This is a genomic window from Pseudomonas sp. ZL2 (genome assembly GCF_054788455.1).
In genome coordinates this window covers 1-19,016 of the sequence record NZ_JBGOGX010000018.1, presented here as the reverse complement: position 1 = coordinate 19,016, position 19,016 = coordinate 1, and the positions used below count along the sequence as shown (strand labels likewise).

General features: G+C 63.9%; 13 protein-coding genes. 4 read left to right on the top strand and 9 right to left on the bottom strand.

Annotated elements, in window-relative coordinates:
- Positions 1-2 precede the first annotated feature (2 nt).
- The 9 genes from ABM562_RS14685 to ABM562_RS14645 form a co-directional block, all read right to left on the bottom strand.
- Complete coding sequence (locus ABM562_RS14685; RefSeq protein ID WP_460422442.1) at positions 3-617, bottom strand: response regulator; 615 nt, start codon at positions 615-617, stop codon at positions 3-5.
- A 291-nt stretch (positions 618-908) separates the two neighbouring features.
- Positions 909-3,155 carry a TonB-dependent siderophore receptor gene (locus tag ABM562_RS14680; RefSeq protein WP_115086492.1) on the bottom strand — a complete coding sequence of 749 codons (2,247 nt, stop codon included), beginning with the start codon at positions 3,153-3,155 and terminating at the stop codon, positions 909-911.
- 183 nt (positions 3,156-3,338) lie between these two features.
- The gene (locus ABM562_RS14675; RefSeq protein WP_460422440.1) at positions 3,339-6,263 is read right to left on the bottom strand and encodes a TonB-dependent receptor; all 2,925 of its coding nucleotides are present in this window, start codon (positions 6,261-6,263) and stop codon (positions 3,339-3,341) included.
- 115 nt (positions 6,264-6,378) lie between these two features.
- A complete protein-coding gene (locus tag ABM562_RS14670; protein WP_460422438.1) occupies positions 6,379-7,323 on the bottom strand; it encodes a FecR domain-containing protein in 945 nt (314 codons plus the stop codon).
- Positions 7,320-7,832 carry a sigma-70 family RNA polymerase sigma factor gene (locus tag ABM562_RS14665; protein WP_233673436.1) on the bottom strand — a complete coding sequence of 171 codons (513 nt, stop codon included), beginning with the start codon at positions 7,830-7,832 and terminating at the stop codon, positions 7,320-7,322. The genes ABM562_RS14670 and ABM562_RS14665 overlap by 4 nt, the downstream gene beginning before the upstream one ends.
- Before the next feature lie 216 nt (positions 7,833-8,048).
- Positions 8,049-9,428 carry a curlin gene (locus ABM562_RS14660; RefSeq protein WP_233673435.1) on the bottom strand — a complete coding sequence of 460 codons (1,380 nt, stop codon included), beginning with the start codon at positions 9,426-9,428 and terminating at the stop codon, positions 8,049-8,051.
- Between the two features lie 16 nt (positions 9,429-9,444).
- Positions 9,445-9,915: a curlin gene (locus ABM562_RS14655; RefSeq protein WP_115086497.1), complete on the bottom strand. Its 471-nt coding sequence runs from the start codon at positions 9,913-9,915 to the stop codon at positions 9,445-9,447.
- Positions 9,916-9,931: 16 nt separating this feature from the next.
- Positions 9,932-12,163 carry an Ig-like domain-containing protein gene (locus tag ABM562_RS14650; RefSeq protein WP_460422436.1) on the bottom strand — a complete coding sequence of 744 codons (2,232 nt, stop codon included), beginning with the start codon at positions 12,161-12,163 and terminating at the stop codon, positions 9,932-9,934.
- Positions 12,164-12,198: 35 nt separating this feature from the next.
- Positions 12,199-13,545, bottom strand: coding sequence for a hypothetical protein (locus ABM562_RS14645; protein WP_115086499.1), 1,347 nt, complete (start codon positions 13,543-13,545; stop codon positions 12,199-12,201).
- A gap of 249 nt (positions 13,546-13,794) precedes the next feature.
- On the opposite strand from ABM562_RS14645, the gene ABM562_RS14640 reads away from it, so the two are divergent.
- The 4 genes from ABM562_RS14640 (at position 13,795) to ABM562_RS14625 (ending at position 18,885) form a co-directional block, all read left to right on the top strand.
- Complete coding sequence (locus ABM562_RS14640) at positions 13,795-15,267, top strand: sensor histidine kinase (RefSeq protein WP_115086500.1); 1,473 nt, start codon at positions 13,795-13,797, stop codon at positions 15,265-15,267.
- A gap of 126 nt (positions 15,268-15,393) precedes the next feature.
- On the top strand, positions 15,394-16,890 hold the full coding sequence (locus ABM562_RS14635; RefSeq protein ID WP_115086501.1) for a sensor histidine kinase: 1,497 nt from the start codon (positions 15,394-15,396) through the stop codon (positions 16,888-16,890).
- On the top strand, positions 16,859-18,286 hold the full coding sequence (locus tag ABM562_RS14630) for a sigma-54-dependent transcriptional regulator (RefSeq protein ID WP_115086502.1): 1,428 nt from the start codon (positions 16,859-16,861) through the stop codon (positions 18,284-18,286). The genes ABM562_RS14635 and ABM562_RS14630 overlap by 32 nt, the downstream gene beginning before the upstream one ends.
- A gap of 143 nt (positions 18,287-18,429) precedes the next feature.
- A complete protein-coding gene (locus ABM562_RS14625; protein ID WP_115086503.1) occupies positions 18,430-18,885 on the top strand; it encodes an REP-associated tyrosine transposase in 456 nt (151 codons plus the stop codon).
- The last annotated feature ends 131 nt before the right edge of the window (positions 18,886-19,016 follow it).

Sequence of the window (19,016 nt, the reverse complement as noted above, 5' to 3'; positions counted from 1 at the left end):
GCTCAGATCACCTGATTGCGATGGGTCAGACCCATAAGCTCGACGAAAGATCCTACCTGTAGCTTCTCCATGATCCGACTTTTGTAGGTGCTGATGGTCTTGGGACTCAGCAGCATGCGCTCACCGATATCGTTGTTCGACAGGCCGGCCGCAAGCATGCGCAGCACTTCCATCTCGCGGTGGGACAGGCTGCTCAGGCGTTCTTCTTCCGAGCCCAGCGGGCCGCGGTTGGCCGACATGTCTGGGAAGGTCGAGTAGCCCTTGACCATGGCTTTCAAGGCGAAGATCAGCGCCTCCAGGTCTTCGTCCTTGTGCACGAAGGCCGAGCTGCCGGCATCCAGGCAGCGACGGGCGAACAAGCCGGCCGGTTGCCCCGTGAGGACCATGATTTTCGGGGTGTTTTCCAGCAGGTGCAGGCGTTTGATCACGCTCAGGCCATCGAGGCCGGGCAGGCCGATATCGAGGATGACCACGTCGGGGCGCAACTCGCGGGCCATCTGTACGGCGGCCACGCCGTCGCCGGTTTCCCCCACGACTTCATAGCGTTCGCGCTCCAGCAACATGCGCACCGCAAGACGAATCGTGGGGTGATCATCGACGATCAGTACCGTAGGCATTGGCGCAACTCCTTGACGAAGAGGGTAAGCCGTTTCCTGAATCATTCAGGAAGACGAATCGGGCCGGAGCCGGCGAGCCGCCAACGATACGTCGAATCAGGTTGCAAAAGTATGGGAAGTATAGAGGCGTTGAAAATTGTGGTAGGTATTGTCGAAAATTCCTACGCGTCAGCTAGATAAAGGCCGCTGCGCGGCCTATCGCCGGCAAGGCCGGCTCCCACAGTTTCGGTGTACACAGATCTATTGTGGGAGCCGGCCTTGCCGGCGATGGCAGCGAAGCTGCCCGCTGACTCAGAACGAAGTAGTAAACGACGCGAAGTACGCCCGGCCCGCTTCGTTGTAGGTCAAGGCCCCGGCTTCATCCGAGTTGCCTTCGCGGTACAGGCGCTTGTCGAACAGGTTGTTCACCCCCACGCGCATGCTCAGGTTCTTGGTGAACTCGTAACCACTGCTGATGCCGACAATGCCATAGGGATCGACATCCTTCTGCACCTTCTTGTCCAGGGTTTCATTGGCCCGGGCGTTGTAGGTCGGTGCTTCCTGCTTGCCGTAGTAGGTGCCGTTGAGCTGGAACGACAGCTTGTCGGTGGCATTCCAGTCCAGGGTCGAGTTGACCGTGTACTCGGGGATGATGCTCAGCGGTTCGCCGGTTTTCTTGTCCTCGGACTCGATCATGTAGGTGAAGTTGGTGTTCCAGTCCAGCGCTGGAGTCAGCTCGACGAACAGGTTGCCCTCGACCCCTTGCACCACGGCCTTGCCGGTGTTTTCCCAGCGCAGGATACGGCGGCCGTTGGGCAGGCGGAACAAGGTCTGGTTGCCGGCCTCGATCTTGTTCTTGTAGTCGTTACGGAAGTAGGTAGCGCTGGTGCGCCAGGTGCCCTTGTCGTAGGCCAGGCCCAGCTCCTTGTTGACGCTGGTTTCCGGGTCGAGGTTGGCGTTGCCCAGCAGGTAGCAGCCGCCTTCGTTGAGCTCGCCGGAGTTGCAGCCGCCGCCACGGCTGTACAGCAGGTAGTTGGGGTTGGCCTGGTACAGGTTCGGGGTCTTGTAGGCGCGGGCGATGCCGCCCTTGATGCTCAGGGCGTCGGTGATCTGGTGCGAGGCGTTCAGGCTCGGGCTCCAGTTGTCGCCATAGTCTTCGTGATGATCCAGGCGCAGGCCGGGGGTGACGATGGTGTTCTCACCGACTTCGATGTTGTCCTCGGCGTACAGGGCAAAGCTGCGCGCGGTGGATTTGGTCTGGGTGCGGTCGAAGTTCGGCAGCTCGGCTCCCGGGTCATAGCTTTGCGGGCGCAGCGAGCCCGGGTCGTTGAGCGACTCGTACAGGTACTCGCCGCCCAGGGTCAGCACCTGCTCAAGGCCCATGCTCAACGGCAGGTTGACCTCGCCGGTGGCCCGGGTGTTGCGCAGACGTGATTCAAAGCGCCCGGCACCGCCCGATGGCGCACCTTCGCCCCAGCCGGCCAGGCCTTCATTGAGGCGGCCGTTGCGGGTCAGGTCGTAGGACAGCGAGGCGGTCGAGGTGCCCCAGTCGTAGTCGCCGCGGTGGGTCACGGCAAAGCTTGAGCGCTGCATGACGTTGGTTTCCTTGCCCACCTGGCTTTCGACGAACTCGCCGCCGGCGTTGAGCATGGTGTCGCCGGCAAAGATGTTGCCCTGGCGGCTGTAGCTCGACTCCAGGTCGACGGTGTTGGCCGGGTCGATCTTCCAGCTCAGCAGGCCGTTGATGTCCTTGTTGCGCACGCCTTCGCGGCCGGCCATCAAGGATTCGGCATAGGCCTGGTGCGCCGAGTTGATCTTCATGTCGTCGGCGTCGGTCTTGTTCAGGTTGCCGTACACGCGAAAGATCAGGCTGTCGGTGAGCGGCCCGCTCAAACTGAAGTTGACCCGCTTGCCGGTGCCTTCGGAATCGTCCTCGGGGAGCATGGTGTACAGGGTCATCGAGCCGCGCAGGTCCTGGGTCGGGCGCTTGGTGATGATGTTCACCACACCGCCCATGGCGCCAGAGCCGTAGCGCGCGGCAGCCGGGCCGCGAAGGATCTCGATGCGTTCGACTTCTTCGGCCGGTACCCAGTTGGTTTCGCCACGGGTGTCACGGTCGCCGCTCCAGCCGTAGCGCACGGCGTTGCGCGAGGTGGACGGCTTGCCGTCGATGAGGATCAGGGTGTTCTCCGGGCCCATGCCGCGCAGGTCGATCTGGCGGTTGTTGCCGCGGGCGCCGCTGCTGCTGTTGCCCGTGAGGTTGACCCCGGGCTCGCGGCGAATGATATCGGAGAGGTCGTTGACCGGCGGGCGCTTCTTGATGTCTTCAGCGGTAATGATCGACACGCCGGGCGCCTGCTTGAGTTCCTCTTCGGCAGTGCCCAGCACGCGGGTGTTTTCCAGCTCGATCGCCTGTCGGCTGCCGTCCACTGGCAGGTCGGTGGGCTGCACCTGGACTTCGTCCGGTTGAAGTTCCAGCGGGGCTGCGGCAATCGCCGTGGAACCCAGGGCAGCCAGCAGGGCAATGCTCATGGGGCTGAGGTTGAAGCGCGACACCATGTCAGATTTCTCCTGAAACAAAGGGTGAACGGGCTGGACGGAAAGGCCAGAGTCGCTCGGGAGTCGAGAATGATAAGAATTACCATTCGCGAGTAAACCCTTTAGAAGAAAAATAAAATATTAACGAAGCAGGGCGGTAAAACCCTGCTACGCAGGTTGCGACGAGTTACTGGCCAAAGGCCTTTAGAATTGTAGGGATGCTGCCAGGCTTGAGGTACGGCCGGGTGCCGGCATCATGCTTTGCGACATTGGGTCGAGGTAGTACTGGTCGGTAAAGTTGTAAACATTGAAACTGACCTTGAGTTCGTCGCTGACCTGGTAGTCGGCGAAGAAGTCGTAAATGCGCGCTTCCAGGTAATGTTGCTGCGGTGTGGTGGTGCCCACATGCCAGCTCTTGTCCAGCACATACATCGGCCCGCTGGTGTAGCGCATGCGCACGCCAGTAGCCAGTTTCTGCTCGAAGGCCTTGGCCCCCAGCACCAGGTTGACGCTGTAGCGCGGTGGGTTCTGGGTGTTGGTGTAAGAGCCCTGGAAGCCGCCGGTCGTGCAGTTGGGCGTCTCTGACTTGCCACCCTCGCGCAGGGCCTGGGCAAAGGCACGGTCGCAGGTTTCGGCCTTGATGTTGTAGACGTACGAAGCGTCGGCGAACCACCAGTGGCTGTCGTAGTGGCTCTGCAGCTCGACGCCCTGGGTGGTGAAGCTGTCGACGTTGCGGATTTTCAGCTCGCCGTTGAACCCCGGGCGGCCTTTGGGGTTGTAGCGGTAATTGCGGGTGACCATGTCGTCGATGGTGTTGTGGAAGTAGGCCAGCTTGACGCCGGCCTGGTCGTTGTCCAGCAGCAGGTTGCTGCCCTTGAACGAGGCACCGACCTCGAAGGTTTTCATCCGCTCCGGGCGCAGGTCGTAGTTGGGTTCTGCCGACCAGCTGCCGAGGGTGGTCTCGAACAGCGACGGCATGCGCATGCCCTGGTTGTACAGGGCATAGGCCATGACGTTGGGGGTAAAGGCATAACTGACGCTGTAGGCCGGGGCGAAGCCGTGGCCGGACAGCTCGGCGTTGTCGGCAAAGCCGGCAAACTCCGCGTTCCACCACGGTGCGTCCGGGTCGGCGCCAGCCGGTGCGGCAAACAGCGCCTGGCGGTTGCGATCATGGATACGATAACCGCTGTAGCGTCCGCCCGCAGTGAAGGTCAGTTCAGGGATCGGCTTGTATTCCAGGGCGGTGCTGAGGCTGTATTCGTGACGGTAGCCATTGCGTTCGATGCGGTTGTTTTCCAGGTCGTCCTGCCAGGGCTTGCGGGTCGGGTCGATGGTTTCATAGAGGTACGAGGCACCATAGGTCAGGGCGTAGTCGCCGGTGCCGGTAACGAAGCGGCTGGTGTTGCTGATGTCGGTGCCGACCTTGAGGTTGCTCAGGTCGGACTTGAGCGATTTGCGGTAGTTTTCGCTTTGCTCGTCCTGGTAACCCTGGCCCCGTTGCGGCGCGGTAAAGCCGACATTGTTGTACATGATGCTGCGGCCGAAGGTTGCCCAGGCATGGCCGTTGAGGTCGATATAGCGCGCCAGGCTGTCGTCCTCGGGGCGCCATTTCAACTCGCTGGTGAGGGTGTGCAGCTTCATGTTGCCGGGCTTGAACTGGATCATCTGGTTGGCGTCGGTGTAGTCGTACACCGGGTCCAGCGTCTCGCGCACGTAGCAACCGGTGCTGTCCCAGCGGTTGTCGCCATCCGGCACCGGTGCATCGATGGCCGAGCACTGCTGGTAATACTCGGGGTTGGCGCGCATCCAGAATTCTTCGTCGTAGCGGTCGATGTCTTTTTTGAAGTCGCCCAGTGGCCAGGTCATCGACGGGCCGGTCCGGCCAATCTGCGAGGGCATGATTTCGCCGAAGCTCGAATCCATGTAGCGGTAGCCCAGGCCCAGTTCCAGGCCGTTGTCGCGGTACAGGGTGCCCTTGAACATGAAGGATTTGTTGTGGGTGCTGGAGTTGAGCACCTCTTCGCCGGGCCAGTAGTTGCGCGCCACGGTGTTGGCATCGACCAGGGCGCCGCCGCTGCTCACCGAGGTGTCGTAGCGCGAGTAGCCGTGCTTGCCGGCGAAGTAGTTGTTGTTGCGTCGCTCGGCGTAGGCGGCGACCACGTCGAAGGCTTCGTCCTTGTGAGCGAAGGCCAGGCTGCGCGACCAGTCGTGCGGGTGCAGCAGGTCGTTGCGCTCGGTGCGTGGGCGTACCCGGTAATCGCTGGGGACATCGGCTGTGCTGTTGTCCGACAGCGAGCCGCGCAGGCGCCAGCCGGTGGTTTGGCCAGGCTTGAGGATGTCATCGACGGTCAGGGTCTGCATCTCGACCGAGCCGCCGATGGCACCGGAAGCGCCGGCGTCCAGGCTCGGGCCCTTGTTGACGGTGACGCTGCTGATCAGGTCCGGGTCGATGTAGGCGCGCTGCGCAGTGCCGGCGTAACCGCGATAGACATCCAGCGATTGCTGGCTGCCATCGACCTTGACCGGCACCCGGCCCTGGCCCTGGATACCGCGGATGTTCACTTCGATACCGCCACCGTTGCGCCCGTCGGAGGTCTGCACACCGGCGATGCCGGCGAGCATGTCGGCATTGGAGCGGCCGCGAAAGCGCTCCAGTTGTTCCAGGTCGCGGGTTTCCACCGAACGCGGCACGCCGTAGTCCTTGAGCGCGTCGTCCTCTGCCTGGCCCTTGACCCGGGTGGCGCCGAGCTCCAGGGCATCGCTGGCTTGCGCGGCCCTTTCGATCAGCACCCGGCCATCGTCACTGAAGTACGCGCTCAGGCCGCTGCCGGCCAGCAGTTTGCCCAGGGCCTGGGCGGGCGAATAATGGCCCTGCAGGCCCAGCGACGGCTTGCCGGCGGTCAGGCGTGCATCCACCGACAGCAGCAGGCCGGCGCTGGCGGCAAACTGGGTCAGGGCCTGGTCGAGGTTGCCGGGCGGAATCTGGTACAGGCGTTGCTCCTGGCGGGCAGGTTCAGCCTGAACCGGCGTTGCCAGGGTACAGAGTGCAGCGCTGAGCAGGCCGCCGAACAATCCGGTGCGGATCGCCAGGCTCAGGGTGGACGGGCAGGGTGGCAGCAGGTTCGGCATCCCGAAGGCTCCTTTGAGAATGCTTATTGGTTAGCTTTGATGACTAACCCGAACGAGCGCCGCAAACCGACAAAGGTCAGCGCAATTAATTTTGCAAAAGCGGATGGGAGGAGGGTCAACGCGCCTTGACGGTCACCCAGTAGCGGCTCAGGTAGTGCACCTGAATCGGCAGGCTGTCCTGCAGGGCAGTCAGGGTGCGCTCGCTGTCGGCCAGGGCAAACACGCCGGTAATCGGCAGCTCGGCGATTGCCGGCTCGCAGCGGATGATCCCGCGCCGATGCCGGCTCAGTTCATCGAGAAACTGCCCCAGCGGCTGGCGCTCGGCGATCAGCCGGCCGTGTTCCCAGGCGATGCTGTTGCTGTCGGCGGCATGCTGCGGGCCGCAGCCTTGCGCGTTGAACCACAGGCCATTGCCGGCCTTGAGCAACTGCTCATTGCCCGCCTTGGGGCGAATCATCAACGCGCCTTCGAACAGCTCGACACGGCTGCCGCCCTGTACTTCGCGCACGGCAAAGCGGGTGCCCAGCGCCTGCACTTCACCGGCAGGGGTATCGACCTTGAGCGGCCTCGGGTCCCTGGCGCTGCTCAGCAGCAGTTCGCCTTCGAGCAGGTGGATGCGTCTTTCGTGGTTGCTGAACCGGATGTTCACGCTGCTGCGGCTGTTGAGCAGCAACTGGCTGCCATCGGCCAGTTGCAGGCGGCGCACTTCGCCGGCGGCGGTACGCTGATCGGCCATGGCCTCCCGCCAGGGCAGGTGGCGCTGGCCCAGGTAACCACTGCCGCCCACCAGCAGCAAGACGCACAGCTGCCGGAGCAGGGTGCGCCGGCTCTGGCGCTCTTCGAGCACGCTGCGGGCGGTTTGCGCGGGCACCGCGGCGAGGGTCTGCTGCAGGGTTTGCAGGCGTTGCCAGGCGCGCTGGTGCTCCGGGTCTGCCGCTTGCCAGTGGGCAAACGCCAGACGTTGTTGCGCATCCAGCGGCCCGTCCCAGTGCAGCATCAGCCAGTGGCTGGCTTGCTCGACGATCGCCGCGTCGATCGGTGCATCGCTTGCCGGGTTCATTCGCTGTAGAGCACCTGATAGCAGGCCTGGATGGCACGGATCATGTACTTCTGTACCGAACTGACGGTCACCCCCAGGCGCTCGGCGATGTCGGCGTAGCCCAGGCCTTCGAAGCGCGACAACAGGAAAGCGCTGCGCACTTTGGCCGGCATGCTGTCGAGCATCTGGTCGATCTGTTGCAGAGTCTGCAGGATCATCGCGCGGGTCTCCAGCGAAGGCGTCTGCGGTTCGTCCAGGTGAGCGATGCTGGCCAGGTAAGCCTGCTCGATACGTTGCCGGCGCCATTGGTCGATCACCAGGTTGCGCGCCAGTTGCACCAGGTAGCTGCGGCCCTCGTCGTGACCGGGCAGGCGGCCGCTGACCAACAGGCGCAGAAAGGTGTCGTGGGCAATGTCGGCGGCGCGCTCACGGTCGCCCAGGCGCTTGCGCAGCCAGGCCTGCAGCCAGCCGTGGTGATCGCGATAGAGGCCATGGAGCTGTTGCTGGGGGGCGAGGGAGGTAGGAGGCACCCGGAGATCCTGAAACATGAAAGATGCAGTTGCGAATTGTTCGCATTATAGGGGTAAAAAAGGAACCGTGACCACCCTGTCGGTGAGTCACGGTCAAGTGGGGGGAGAATCAGATTGCGGCGGCCGCATCGCTGGCAAGCCAGCTCCCACAAGGTGCATGCGGTCTCTGTGGGAGCTGGCTTGCCAGCGATAGGCTGCGTAGCAGCCTCAACATGGTTACTGCTGCAACACTGTCGCCTGGTTACCCGCACCAAACTGCTGGATGTTCGCGGTCATGTTGGCGCCGCTCTGGTCGACCAGCGCCTGGTTGGCCGAGCCGCCCTGGGTCACGTAGGCGACGTTGACGCCATCGGCCTGCTTGATGCTGGCCTGGTTGTTGTCGCCATACAGCTGCCAGGTGTAGCTCTGGTTGCCGCTACCCGACTGCTCGACCTTGATACTGTTGCCAACGCCGTTGCTCAAGCCCGTGGCGTAGTTGACGGTGCCGCGCTGGTCGGCGATGAGCAGGTTGTCGCTGCCGTTCTGTTCGAAATACAGCTCGTTGTTGCTGTCGGCCTGGGTCAGGTTGGCGCTGTTGCCGTTGCCGGTCTGGTTGATCTCGGCGCGCTGGGCACTGCCGAACTGGCCACCGAGCTTGTCGCCCTTCCAGTTGCTGGCGAGGATCTTGTTGCCATCGCCGGTGGAGGTCACCGTCAGCACATGATTGTCGCCATTCTGGTAGGTGTAGTAGACGTTGCCTTGGCCGTTCTGCAACAGCGTGGTGGTCGACTGCAGCGACTCGTACTGGTCGGCGTAGATGGCGTTGAGGCCGCCGAGCTGGGTGATGCTGGCGATGTTGCCGTCGCCGAAGCTCTGGTCGATCACACTTTCGTTGGTTTGCCCGTACTGGGTCACCGTGGCCTGGCTGCCAAGCTGGGTGTCCTGCCAGACTTCACTGGAGTTGGCGCTGCCGTTCTGGCTGATGGTCACCGTGCCGCCCTGGCCCTCGCGCTGGTCGCCATAGGCCCAGTTGTCGTCGCCGGCCTGGAAGATGCCGATCTGCCCGTTGAGGTGGTTGAGGTGCTCGGCGGCGCTGTAGTTGCCGCTACCGGCCTGGATGCTCAGGGCATTGTTGCCGGCGCCACCGTACTGCTGCTCGACGAAGGCGCGGTTGTTGTCACCGTACTGCAGGGTGGTGCCCTGGCTGCCGGTCTGGGTGTCCTGGTAGACGAACGAGAAGTTGCCGGTGCCTTCCTGGGTCTGCTGGGCGGTGTTCTCGACGCCCAGCGACTGGCTGGCGTGGGTGTTGTTCAGGGCCCCGGCGTTCTGCTGGTTGATCTGGCTGCCGAACTCGAACAATTGCTCGGCGTACCCGGCGTTGTAGTCACCGGCGCCGCTTTGCTGGATCTGGCTGTTGCCGCCTTCCTGTTTGGCGGCGTGGTTGTTGCCCTGGCCCAGTTGGTTCTGGGTGGTGGTACTGAGCGGCGCGGCGATCTGTTTGACCTCGGCGATGTTCTCGGTACCGAACTGGTTCTGGGTCGACAGGCTGTCGTCGGCCATGGCCTGGCCGGCAACGGCCAGGACAATGGCGGCGCTTAAAGGAGCGAGCTTGAACATGGTGGTGCCTCCAGGTTTAACGGTATTGGTTGACCTGCACGCGCTGACCGTTGCCGGCCTGGATCACCGAGCTTGAAAGCCCGCTGCCGGCCTGTTCGATGCTGGCGCTGTTGCTGTTGCCGTACTGCTCGATCTGCGCGCGGTTGTTGCTGCCGCTCTGGCTGATCGAGGCGCTGTTGCCATAGCCCTGCTGGCTGATCGAGGCCATCAGGTCGTTGCCTTGTTGCAGGATGAACGCCTCCTGCGCCCCGCCTTGCTGGACGATGCGCCCGAGCAGGGCCTGGCCGTCCTGGCCGATGGCGGCGCGGTTGCTCTGGCCGTTCTGTTCGACCAGGGCCTGCTGGCCGCTCGAAGGCGCCAGCGCCTGCATCGACATTTCGCCCAGGTCACTGCCCACGGCCAGGTCGGCGTTGTCCATCAGGTCGTCGGCCAGGGCGGCCTGACCGCTCAGGGTCAGGCAAAGCAGCAAGGTGGTCAGGCGCGCCATGGTCGTTCTCCTGTAGTTACTGCACGGTGACCGGCACGGTACGCACGGTGCCCTGGCTGCTGCGCACGGTTGCCGTCGGCGCCGCGGTCGGGATCACCGTGGTGCTGTTGCTCACCGTCAGCCGCCAGCGTCCGGTCAGCGGCACCGCGGTGCTGCCGAGGGTGACCAGGCCGGTCGGGGTGGTGACCTGCACGGTGATGGTGTTGCCGGTGGTCACCGACGAAGTGCCGGAGATGTCCCAGTTGAAGCGGTTGTTGGAGCGCGCGGTGACCGTTGCCGCCGTCACCGCGAAGGTTTCCGCCGCTGGCCGTGGCGACACCTGCACCGTGACCGTGGCCGGTGCCGACAGCGCGCCGAGGCTGTCGCGGGCGACATAGCTGAAGGTGGCGGTAAAGGCCGTGGTCACGGTGGCCGGTGGGGTGTAGGTGACCTGGCTGCCATCGGTGCTCGCCGTGCCGCGTCCGGTCGCAGGCTGGGTGACGCTGGCGACCGTCAACGGCACGTTGCCTTCCGGATCGCTGTCGTTGCCCAGGACGTTGATCGGCAAGGCCACGCCCAGGGTCGCGGCCGTGTCGTTGACGGCAGTTGGCAGCTGGTTCGGGGCGACGTTGACCGTCACTGTGGTTACCGCCGATTGCAGCCCTTTGTTGTCCTGGGCTCGGTAAGTGAAGGTGGCCACCAGCGGCGTGTTGACCACGGCCGGTGGGGTGTAGGTGACCGCGGTGCTACCGTTGAGCACCACGCTGCCCTGGCCGCTGGCCGGCTGGGTAAGCTCGCTGATGCTCAGCGGCACGTCGTCGTCCGGGTCGCTGTCGTTGGCCAGCAGGCTCAGGGTCAGTGGCACGCCGAAGCTGGTACTGCCGGTATCGGCTTGCGCCACCGGTGCCTGGTTATCGGCTTCGACCGGTGCATTGCCGACCACCACCACCGGCTCGCTGTCACTGCCGCCCGCGGCGGATTTCACCGTGACGATTGCCGGTGGCTGGGCCAGGTCGTTGACCGTCAGGGTTTGCAGCGTGCCGGACTTCGACAGCCGGCCGTAACCCTGGGCGACCAGGTCGGGCACCTGCACTTCATCGCTGGAACTGGCTTCGATGCGCAGGCGTTTGTTGGACCAGTCATAACGGGCGGTGGTGACCTTGACCACATCGCTGAGCTTGCTCGACAGCGCGGTGGGGCGGGTGGCGCCGGTCGGGTCGGTGGCGGTGACCACGATCACCGCGGGCGGTGCGGCGCTGCTCAGGTGATGGGCGAAGAACAGGCCGTTATTGTCGGCCAGCAGGTTGAACTGGCAGGGCGAGGGCGGGGTGCCCGGTACCAGCGCCAGGGTGTCGCGCATGCACAGCGTGGCGTTGTTCGGCGCCTTGGCGAACACCTCCACGCGGGTGCCGGCCGCAGTGCGCCGGTAGCTGGCCCGCTGCAGCTCGGCAGGGGTTTGCTTGCGCGGGTCGAGGACCTTGCCGGAGACCGTGAACAGGTTGGTCTGGAGGGTCCCGGCCGGGCCCTGCATACGCACGAAGTTGGTGTTGTTGGGGCTGCCGGTCACGGCTTCGGTAAGGTTCGGGTCGCCGATGTAGGTTTCGCTGGCGCCGGTATCGGGGTTGATCTCGGTGTAGGGGCCGCCGACACCGCGCAGGAACGGCCCGACCGCACCGTTGAGTACGCCGCTGAAATCCCCCGGGGCACCGATGCCGATGTCACGGGTGATGTTGATCGCGCGTCGCCCGGCGGTGGTGACGTTGACCGTCTCGACCCCGTACGGGTGGGTGATCACATAGGTACCGGTACGCGGCACCGAGGCACGAATGCGGATGCGCGCGAAGCTTTGCTGGTCGCCGTCCACCGGGTTCTCGCTGGCGAACGCCGCTTCGATGCCGGCGACGTAGACCTCCAGCTCGTAACCGCTGTTGCCCACCTCGGGGATCGCGGTTTCGGCCAGGTACCAGAACATCTCCGGTGGCCAGTTGTCGGGGAACACCAGCGGCAGGCTGTCGTCGTAGACGCCAGGCTCGGGCAGCAGGGTGCACATGTAGTTCGGTGGCACCGAAGCCGGCACCCGCGAACTTGCCGCCCGCGACTGGCACAGTTCCAGCGACAGGTTGCCGTGGTCCTGGTACCACATCGGGTAACGCCCGGTGGCCAGGGTGTAGGGGCCGGGATCGACCGCCTTGAGGCCGGCCCAGGCAGTGCCGGCCAGCGAGAGGGAAAGCCCGGCTGCGCAGAGCGCCAGGCGTGGCCAGTTGTTCATGCTGCCTCCTGCTACGGGACGTGGCGTAAGAGTGTTCATGGCACGAGCACCACTTCTTCGCTGTCGCTACCGCCGTTGGCGCTGGTCACCGTGACCTTGGCGGGCGGAATCGGCGACAGGCCGGTGGTGAGGGTCTTGACCGCGCCATTGCCGCTCAGGGTGCCAATCGTGGCGCCGTTGCCGGTGCGGGCGCTGAGCATCGGCGGGCTGGTTTCGTCGCTGGTGCTGGCGACCAGGGTCAACTGCCCGGAGGCCAGGCTGTACTCGGCGCGCTGGATCACCACCAGGTCGGTCAGCGGCAGGGTCAGGGTGGTGGGCGTGCTGCTGGGGATCGCCAGGTGGTTGTCGGCGGTCACCTGCAGGTTCATCGGCAGGGCCGGGTTGAGCACCGACTGGGCGTACCAGGCGCCGGTGGTGTTGGCCTCGGTGAGGGTGAGGTTGGGGGTCTGGCTGATCAGGGTGGCGCTTGCCGGTGGCGGCGGGGCCTGCACGAAGACGTCCTGCTGGGCGCGCAGGTCGCCGTTCTCGCTGTGGCGCGAGTAGGTGCTGCGCTGGGCGATTACCGGGGTTGGGCGGACGACGTCGGAGAGCTTGCCCGAGACCGAGAACAGCTCGGTGCGCAGGTCCAGGCCGTTGGGCCCTTCGATGCGCACGAAGTTGGTATTGAACGGGCTGCCGGTCACGGCTTCTTCCAGGTTCGGGTCGCCGATAAAGCGCTCGCTGGCGCCGGTGGCCGGGTTGGTTTCGGTGTAAGGGCCGCCAACGCCGCGCAGGAACGGGCCGACATCACCTTTGAGCGCGCCCATGTAGGTCTTCGGCGTGCCGATGCCGATGTCGCGGGTCATGTTGATCGCCCGTCCCCCGGCCGCGGGTACATCGAACACTTCGACGCCGTAAGGGTGGGTGACGATGTAGGTACCGGCGGTGGGGACGTCGACGCGGATACGCACCCGGGCAAAGCTGACCTGGTCGCCGTCGACCACTTCCTCGGCGGCAAAGGCCGCCTCGATGGCGGTGCCGTAGCTCAGGTCGATGCCACGGGCAGCGTCGACGATTGCGGCATCGGCGGTGAACCAGAAGGTCTCGTCGGGGTAGTTGCTGGGGAAGCTGATCGGCTGAGTGTCATCGAACACCCCGGGGGCGGGGTTGAGCACGCACATGTACGACGGCGCACCGGGGGCGCCGGGCACCCGCGAACTGACCGCCTTGGACAGGCACAGATCGAGCACCCGGCCGTGGGTGTCCTGGTACCAGGCCGCAAAGCCGCCAGTGGCCGGCAGGTAAGGGCCGGGGTCTACTTCGAACAGGGCGGCCTGGGCCGGCGTCTGGAGAATGCTCGCCAGGATCAGCAAAGCCAGTGGGTGGGGCGTTGGACGGTGCATGAGTCTTCCCTCTTGCAATCGGGCCCATGGACTTGGGTCGTCTGCACAGGCATCGGCAACATCCGTACCAACAGTTTGTCAGCGGCCTGCAGGCCGCTGCCGGCAAGGCCTGGAGAGCGGTCAACGGGTGCCGGGCGGGTTCACCGTCACGGGGCGTGGGCCCCAGGGTTGGGGGCAAGTGGGGCAAGCCTGCGGGGGAATTCCCCGGGCTGGGCTATAACCTATGGAGCGTTCATTCGGGAGTCAGTGATGAGCAGCCAGCCACGCCTCGATTCGTCATCCTTGCAGGTCGCAAGCCCGGCCCCCGCCGCCGTGCGCAAACCGTTCGACCTGCTGCGCTGGTACGCCTTCGTCAGCCTGGCGATCATTCTTTCGGTGGCGGTCGGCCTGGGGCTGATTTCCAGCCGCTTTGTCATCAACGAAAGTGTCGAACGCGACGCCTTGCTCACGGCCCAGTTCATCCAGGCGATTGCCTCAGCCGAAGTGCGCAGCGTGGCCATCCCCAATGTGCGGACCATGGGCGACCTGCTCGACCCCCGCCTGGACCAGGCCTTTGCCGATGTCAGCCCCGAGGCCCGGCGTGCTGCCCGTGGAGAGTTTCTCGACCACATCGCGCATTTGCCGGACATGCTCCTGGCCAATATCTACGCCCCGGACCGCATGGTGATCTGGTCGACCAACCCGGCCCTGATCGGCAAGATGATCGACGCTGATGACGACCTCGACCAGGCGTTCCTCTACAAGCGGCGGGTATCGGCCAGCTACCACACGGTTGATCAAGCCCGCAGCGAGCAGAAGTTCGTCACCCCGCCCGAGCAACTGTTCATCGAGAACTATATTCCGCTGTTCGACGCCGACGGCGAGAATGTCACGGCCATGGTCGAGATCTACAAGGAACCCCGTGACCTGATCGTGCGCATCGAACGTGGCCTGCTGCTGATCTGGCTGGCGATTGCCGTGGGCGCCGGGGTGGTGTACCTCGGCCTGTTCTGGATCATGCACCGCGCCGCCCGGCAACTGGCCATCCAGCAAAAGCAACTGATCAGCAATGAAACCTTCGTCGCCCTGGGCGAGATGTCTTCGGCCGTCGCCCACAGCCTGCGCAACCCCTTGGCCAGCATCCGCTCCAGCGCCGAGCTGGCCCAGGAGATCGAGGAGGGCCCGGCGCAGAAGAACATCGGCGACATCATCAGCCAGGTCGACCGCATGTCGCATTGGGTGCGCCAGCTCCTGCAATCATTGCGTCCCCTCAGTGATGCAGCCGAACCTGTGGAGTTGCTGCGCATCCTGCAAGACAGCCTGCAGGCATTCGAACCACAACTGCTGCGCCAGGGGGTCAAGGTGCAGATCGACGCCGTGCCGGCGGTGCAGGTGTTCAGCCAGCCGGTACTGCTCGGGCAGATTTTCAACAGCCTGATCGCCAATGGCCTGGAAGCCATGCCCGAGGGCGGTACGTTGCGCATCGAGCCTGTGCGGCACAACCGCCACAGCCTGATCCTGCGCCTGTGCGACACCGGCAAGGGCATGAGCGACCAGCAGCAGCGCATGGCCTTCAAACCGTTCTACAGCACCAAGCAAGGTGGCCTGGGGGTTGGCCTGGTGCTGGTCAGGCGGATCATGGAGAGTTTTGGCGGCACGGTGCGCCTGAGCAGTCGTGAAGGCAAGGGCACCTGTGTGCAGCTGAGTTTCAGGCTGGCCAGGGCCGCCCGTGAACGGCGCTGATACTGCCGTACAGGCATGGCTAAATACTATCACTGCATCTTCGCTCATTAGTATTGATGTCAGGCGCCCCGGATGGCCTGAGCTATACATTTGAAGAAAAAAAGCATCCCGGAAGGAAACCATCCGATGCAGATGCTCAACCGCCAGTTGGCCGATGAAGGCCAGCAATCCCAGGCTGCACAACACAAACCGCCGCGCCAGTTCAACCTGCTGCGCTGGTTCTCCGTGGTCAGCCTGCTGATCATCGCCTCGGTTGCCGTGGGCCTTGGCTACGTGTCGACGCGGTTTGTCGTCAATGACAGCGTCGAGCGTGATGCCATGCTCACCGCCCAGTTCATCCAGGCCATGGCCCAGGCCGAAGTGCGCCATTCGCGTATTGCGCCGGGCACGACCATGGCCGAACTGCTCGACCCGCGCCAGGACAGCCAGCACAGCCAGGTCAGTGCGCAGGTGGCGGCGGCGACGCGCACCGAGTTCCTCGATCATGTCGACAGCCTGCCCGATACCCTGCTGACCAATGTCTACGCCCTGGACCGGACCATTGTCTGGTCGACCAATCCGCAGTTGATCGGGCAGCAGATCGAGGGGGACGCGGACCTGGACGAGTCGTTCGCGTCGAAAGTGCCGGTGTCGGCCAGCTACCACCGGGCCGATGAAGAGCGCGAAGAGCAGAAATTCCAGCGTGAGCCCGAGTACCTGTTCATCGAGAACTACCTGCCGATGTTCGACGCTTCCGGCACCCGGGTGGTGTCGATGGTGGAAATCTACAAGGAGCCCCATGATCTGGTGCGGCGCATCCAGCGTGGGTATGTGCTGATCTGGACCTCGACCATCCTCGGCGGCGCGCTGATCTACTTCGGCCTGTTCTGGATCGTGCGCCGCGCGGCGAGCATGCTGCGCACCCAGGAAACCCAACTGGTGGCCAGCGAGACCTTTGCCGCCCTGGGCGAGATGTCCTCGGCGGTGGCCCACAGCTTGCGCAACCCGCTGGCCAACATCCGCTCAAGCGCGGAACTGGCCCAGGACATCGCCAGCGCACCGGCGCAGAAAAACATCGGCGACATCATCAGCCAGGTTGACCGTATGTCGCGCTGGGTGCGTGATCTGCTGGTGTCGTTGCGGCCGATGAATGACGATGCCGAAGCGGTGGAACTGGTGGCAGCCATCGACGACACCCGCCATGCATTCGCCCAGCAACTGGATCGCAACAAGGTCCAGGTACAGATCGACACACCGGCGCTGGCCTGGGTGGTCAGCCAGCCGGTGTTGCTGACGCAGATCCTCAACAGCCTGTTCGCCAACGCCCTGGAGGCCATGCCCACGGGGGGGCGCTTGAACGTGGCGGTGCAGGTGCTGGAAGACCGCCGGCAGCTGCAACTGACCCTGAGCGATACCGGCAAGGGTATGACCCAGCAGCAGGAACGGATGGTCTTCAAGCCTTTTTTCACCACCAAGCAGGGCGGCCTCGGGGTCGGCCTGGTGCTGGTCAAGCGGATCATGGAACGTTTTGGCGGCTCGGTGAGCCTGGCCAGCCGTGAAGAGGAAGGAACCCGTGTCTGCCTGATTTTCAATGTTGCAGCGGGAGGGGACCATGGAACAGAGCATCCTGGTAGTCGAGGATGATGAAATCCTTGCCGAGAACATCCAGACCTACCTTGAGCGCAAAGGCTTCGAGGTCACTGTCTGCCATAGCGCAGAAGAGGCCCTGGAACAATTGCCACGCTGCCAACCCGATGCGGTGTTGACCGACAACTCGCTGCCCGGCATGAACGGCCACGAACTGCTCAAGGTCTTGGCCCAGCGCGAGCCGGAGCTCAAGGTGATCATGATGACCGGCTATGGCAACGTCGAAGATGCCGTGCTGGCGATGAAAGAGGGCGCGTTCCACTACCTGACCAAACCGGTGGTGCTGGCCGAACTCAAGCTGATGCTGGAAAAGGCCCTGGCCACCGAGCGCATGGAGCGCACCTTGTCGTTTTACCAGGAGCGCGAGGCGCAAAAATCCGGTGGGCAGGCACTGATTGGCGAGTCACCGGCCATGCTTGGCCTCAAGCACACCATCCGCCAGTTGCTCGACGCCGAGCGGCGCATGGCCAGCGGCGACCTGCCGCCGGTGCTGGTAGAAGGCGAGACCGGCACCGGCAAGGAGCTGGTAGCCCGCGCCCTGCATTTTGACGGGGTGCGCAGCAAGGGGCCGTTTATCGAATTCAACTGCGCGTCGATCCCGGCCAACCTGCTGGAAGCCGAGCTGTTCGGCCATGAGAAGGGCGCGTTTACCGATGCCAAGGATCGCCGCGTTGGCCTGGTCGAGGCGGCGGACGGCGGTACCTTGTTTCTCGACGAGATCGGCGAGATGGACCTGCTGTTGCAGGCCAAGCTGCTCAAGCTGCTGGAAGACCGCACCATCCGCCGCATTGGCGCGGTGAAAGAACGCAAGGTCGACCTGCGCATCATCAGCGCCACCAACTGCAACCTGGAGCAGATGGTCCAGCAGGGCAAGTTTCGTCGTGACCTGTTTTTCCGCCTGCGCATCATCTCGATCAAGGTGCCCAGGCTGTATGCCCGTGGTGAAGACATCCTGTTGCTGGCTCGGCACTTTCTTGCCCAGCACGGCAAACGCTATGGCAAGCCGAACCTGCGCTTCAGCGACGAGGCCGAGGAGTTGATGCTCAACTACAGCTGGCCGGGCAACGTGCGCGAATTGCGCAACATGCTTGAGCAGACGGTGTTGCTGGCGCCCCAGGAACTGATCGCCCCGCACCAGCTCAACGTGTGCATGAGCCTGGTGGATGAGCCGCTGGAGATGCCGGCGCTTGCCGTGCACGAGGCGTACGGCAATGGCGATGCCCAGGCCTCGGCGAGCCTGCCGGAAGTGGAGCGCGACATGGTGCGCAAGATGCTTGATCGCACCGACTGGAACGTCACCAAGTCGGCGCGGCTGCTGGGTTTGAGCCGGGATATGTTGCGTTACCGGATCGAGAAACTTGGACTGACCCGGCCTGACAAGCGCCAGTGGTAGCGTTGGGGCTGCTGCGCAGCCCTTCGCCGGCAACGCCGGCTCCCACAGGGTTGTGCATACCCCAGACACATCAGGTTTAACTGTACTGATACCCCAATGTAATGACCGGGCTAGCCTGAAAGTTCATCTTCAGGAGACCCGACATGGACAGCCCAGCCTCCCACCGCCTGAGACGTGGGCGAGTATCGACACCTGGCGGCTTGTACCTGCTGACCAGCATCACTGAAAACCGCCAACCGGTTTTTACTGATTTTCACCTGGCTCGGCTGATGGTTGAACAGCTGCAATATGCACAGCAACAAGCCCTGGCGAAATCCCTGGCCTGGGTGATCATGCCCGATCATCTGCACTGGTTGATCGAGCTGCAGCAGGGAACCCTTGCATCCTTGGTACGTCGGGTCAAATCCCGCAGTACCTGCCTGATCAACAAGGCCAGCCGGCGCACGGGGCGCTTATGGCAACAAGGCTTCCATGACCGGGCGTTGCGCCGGGAAGAGGATATTCAGGCGGTGGCACGTTACATCGTTGCGAACCCATTGAGAGCGGGATTGGTGTCCCGCATTGGCGACTACCCGCATTGGGATGCCATCTGGCTCTAGACCCCTGGGGTGATCGGAGCATGCACAACCCTGTGGGGGATGGCGACCGCTGCGCGCTCGATCGCTGGCAACGCCAGCTTGTGTCTTGAGGTAGGAATAGAATCAGAAGTGAGAGCGGTGAATGGCAAGCT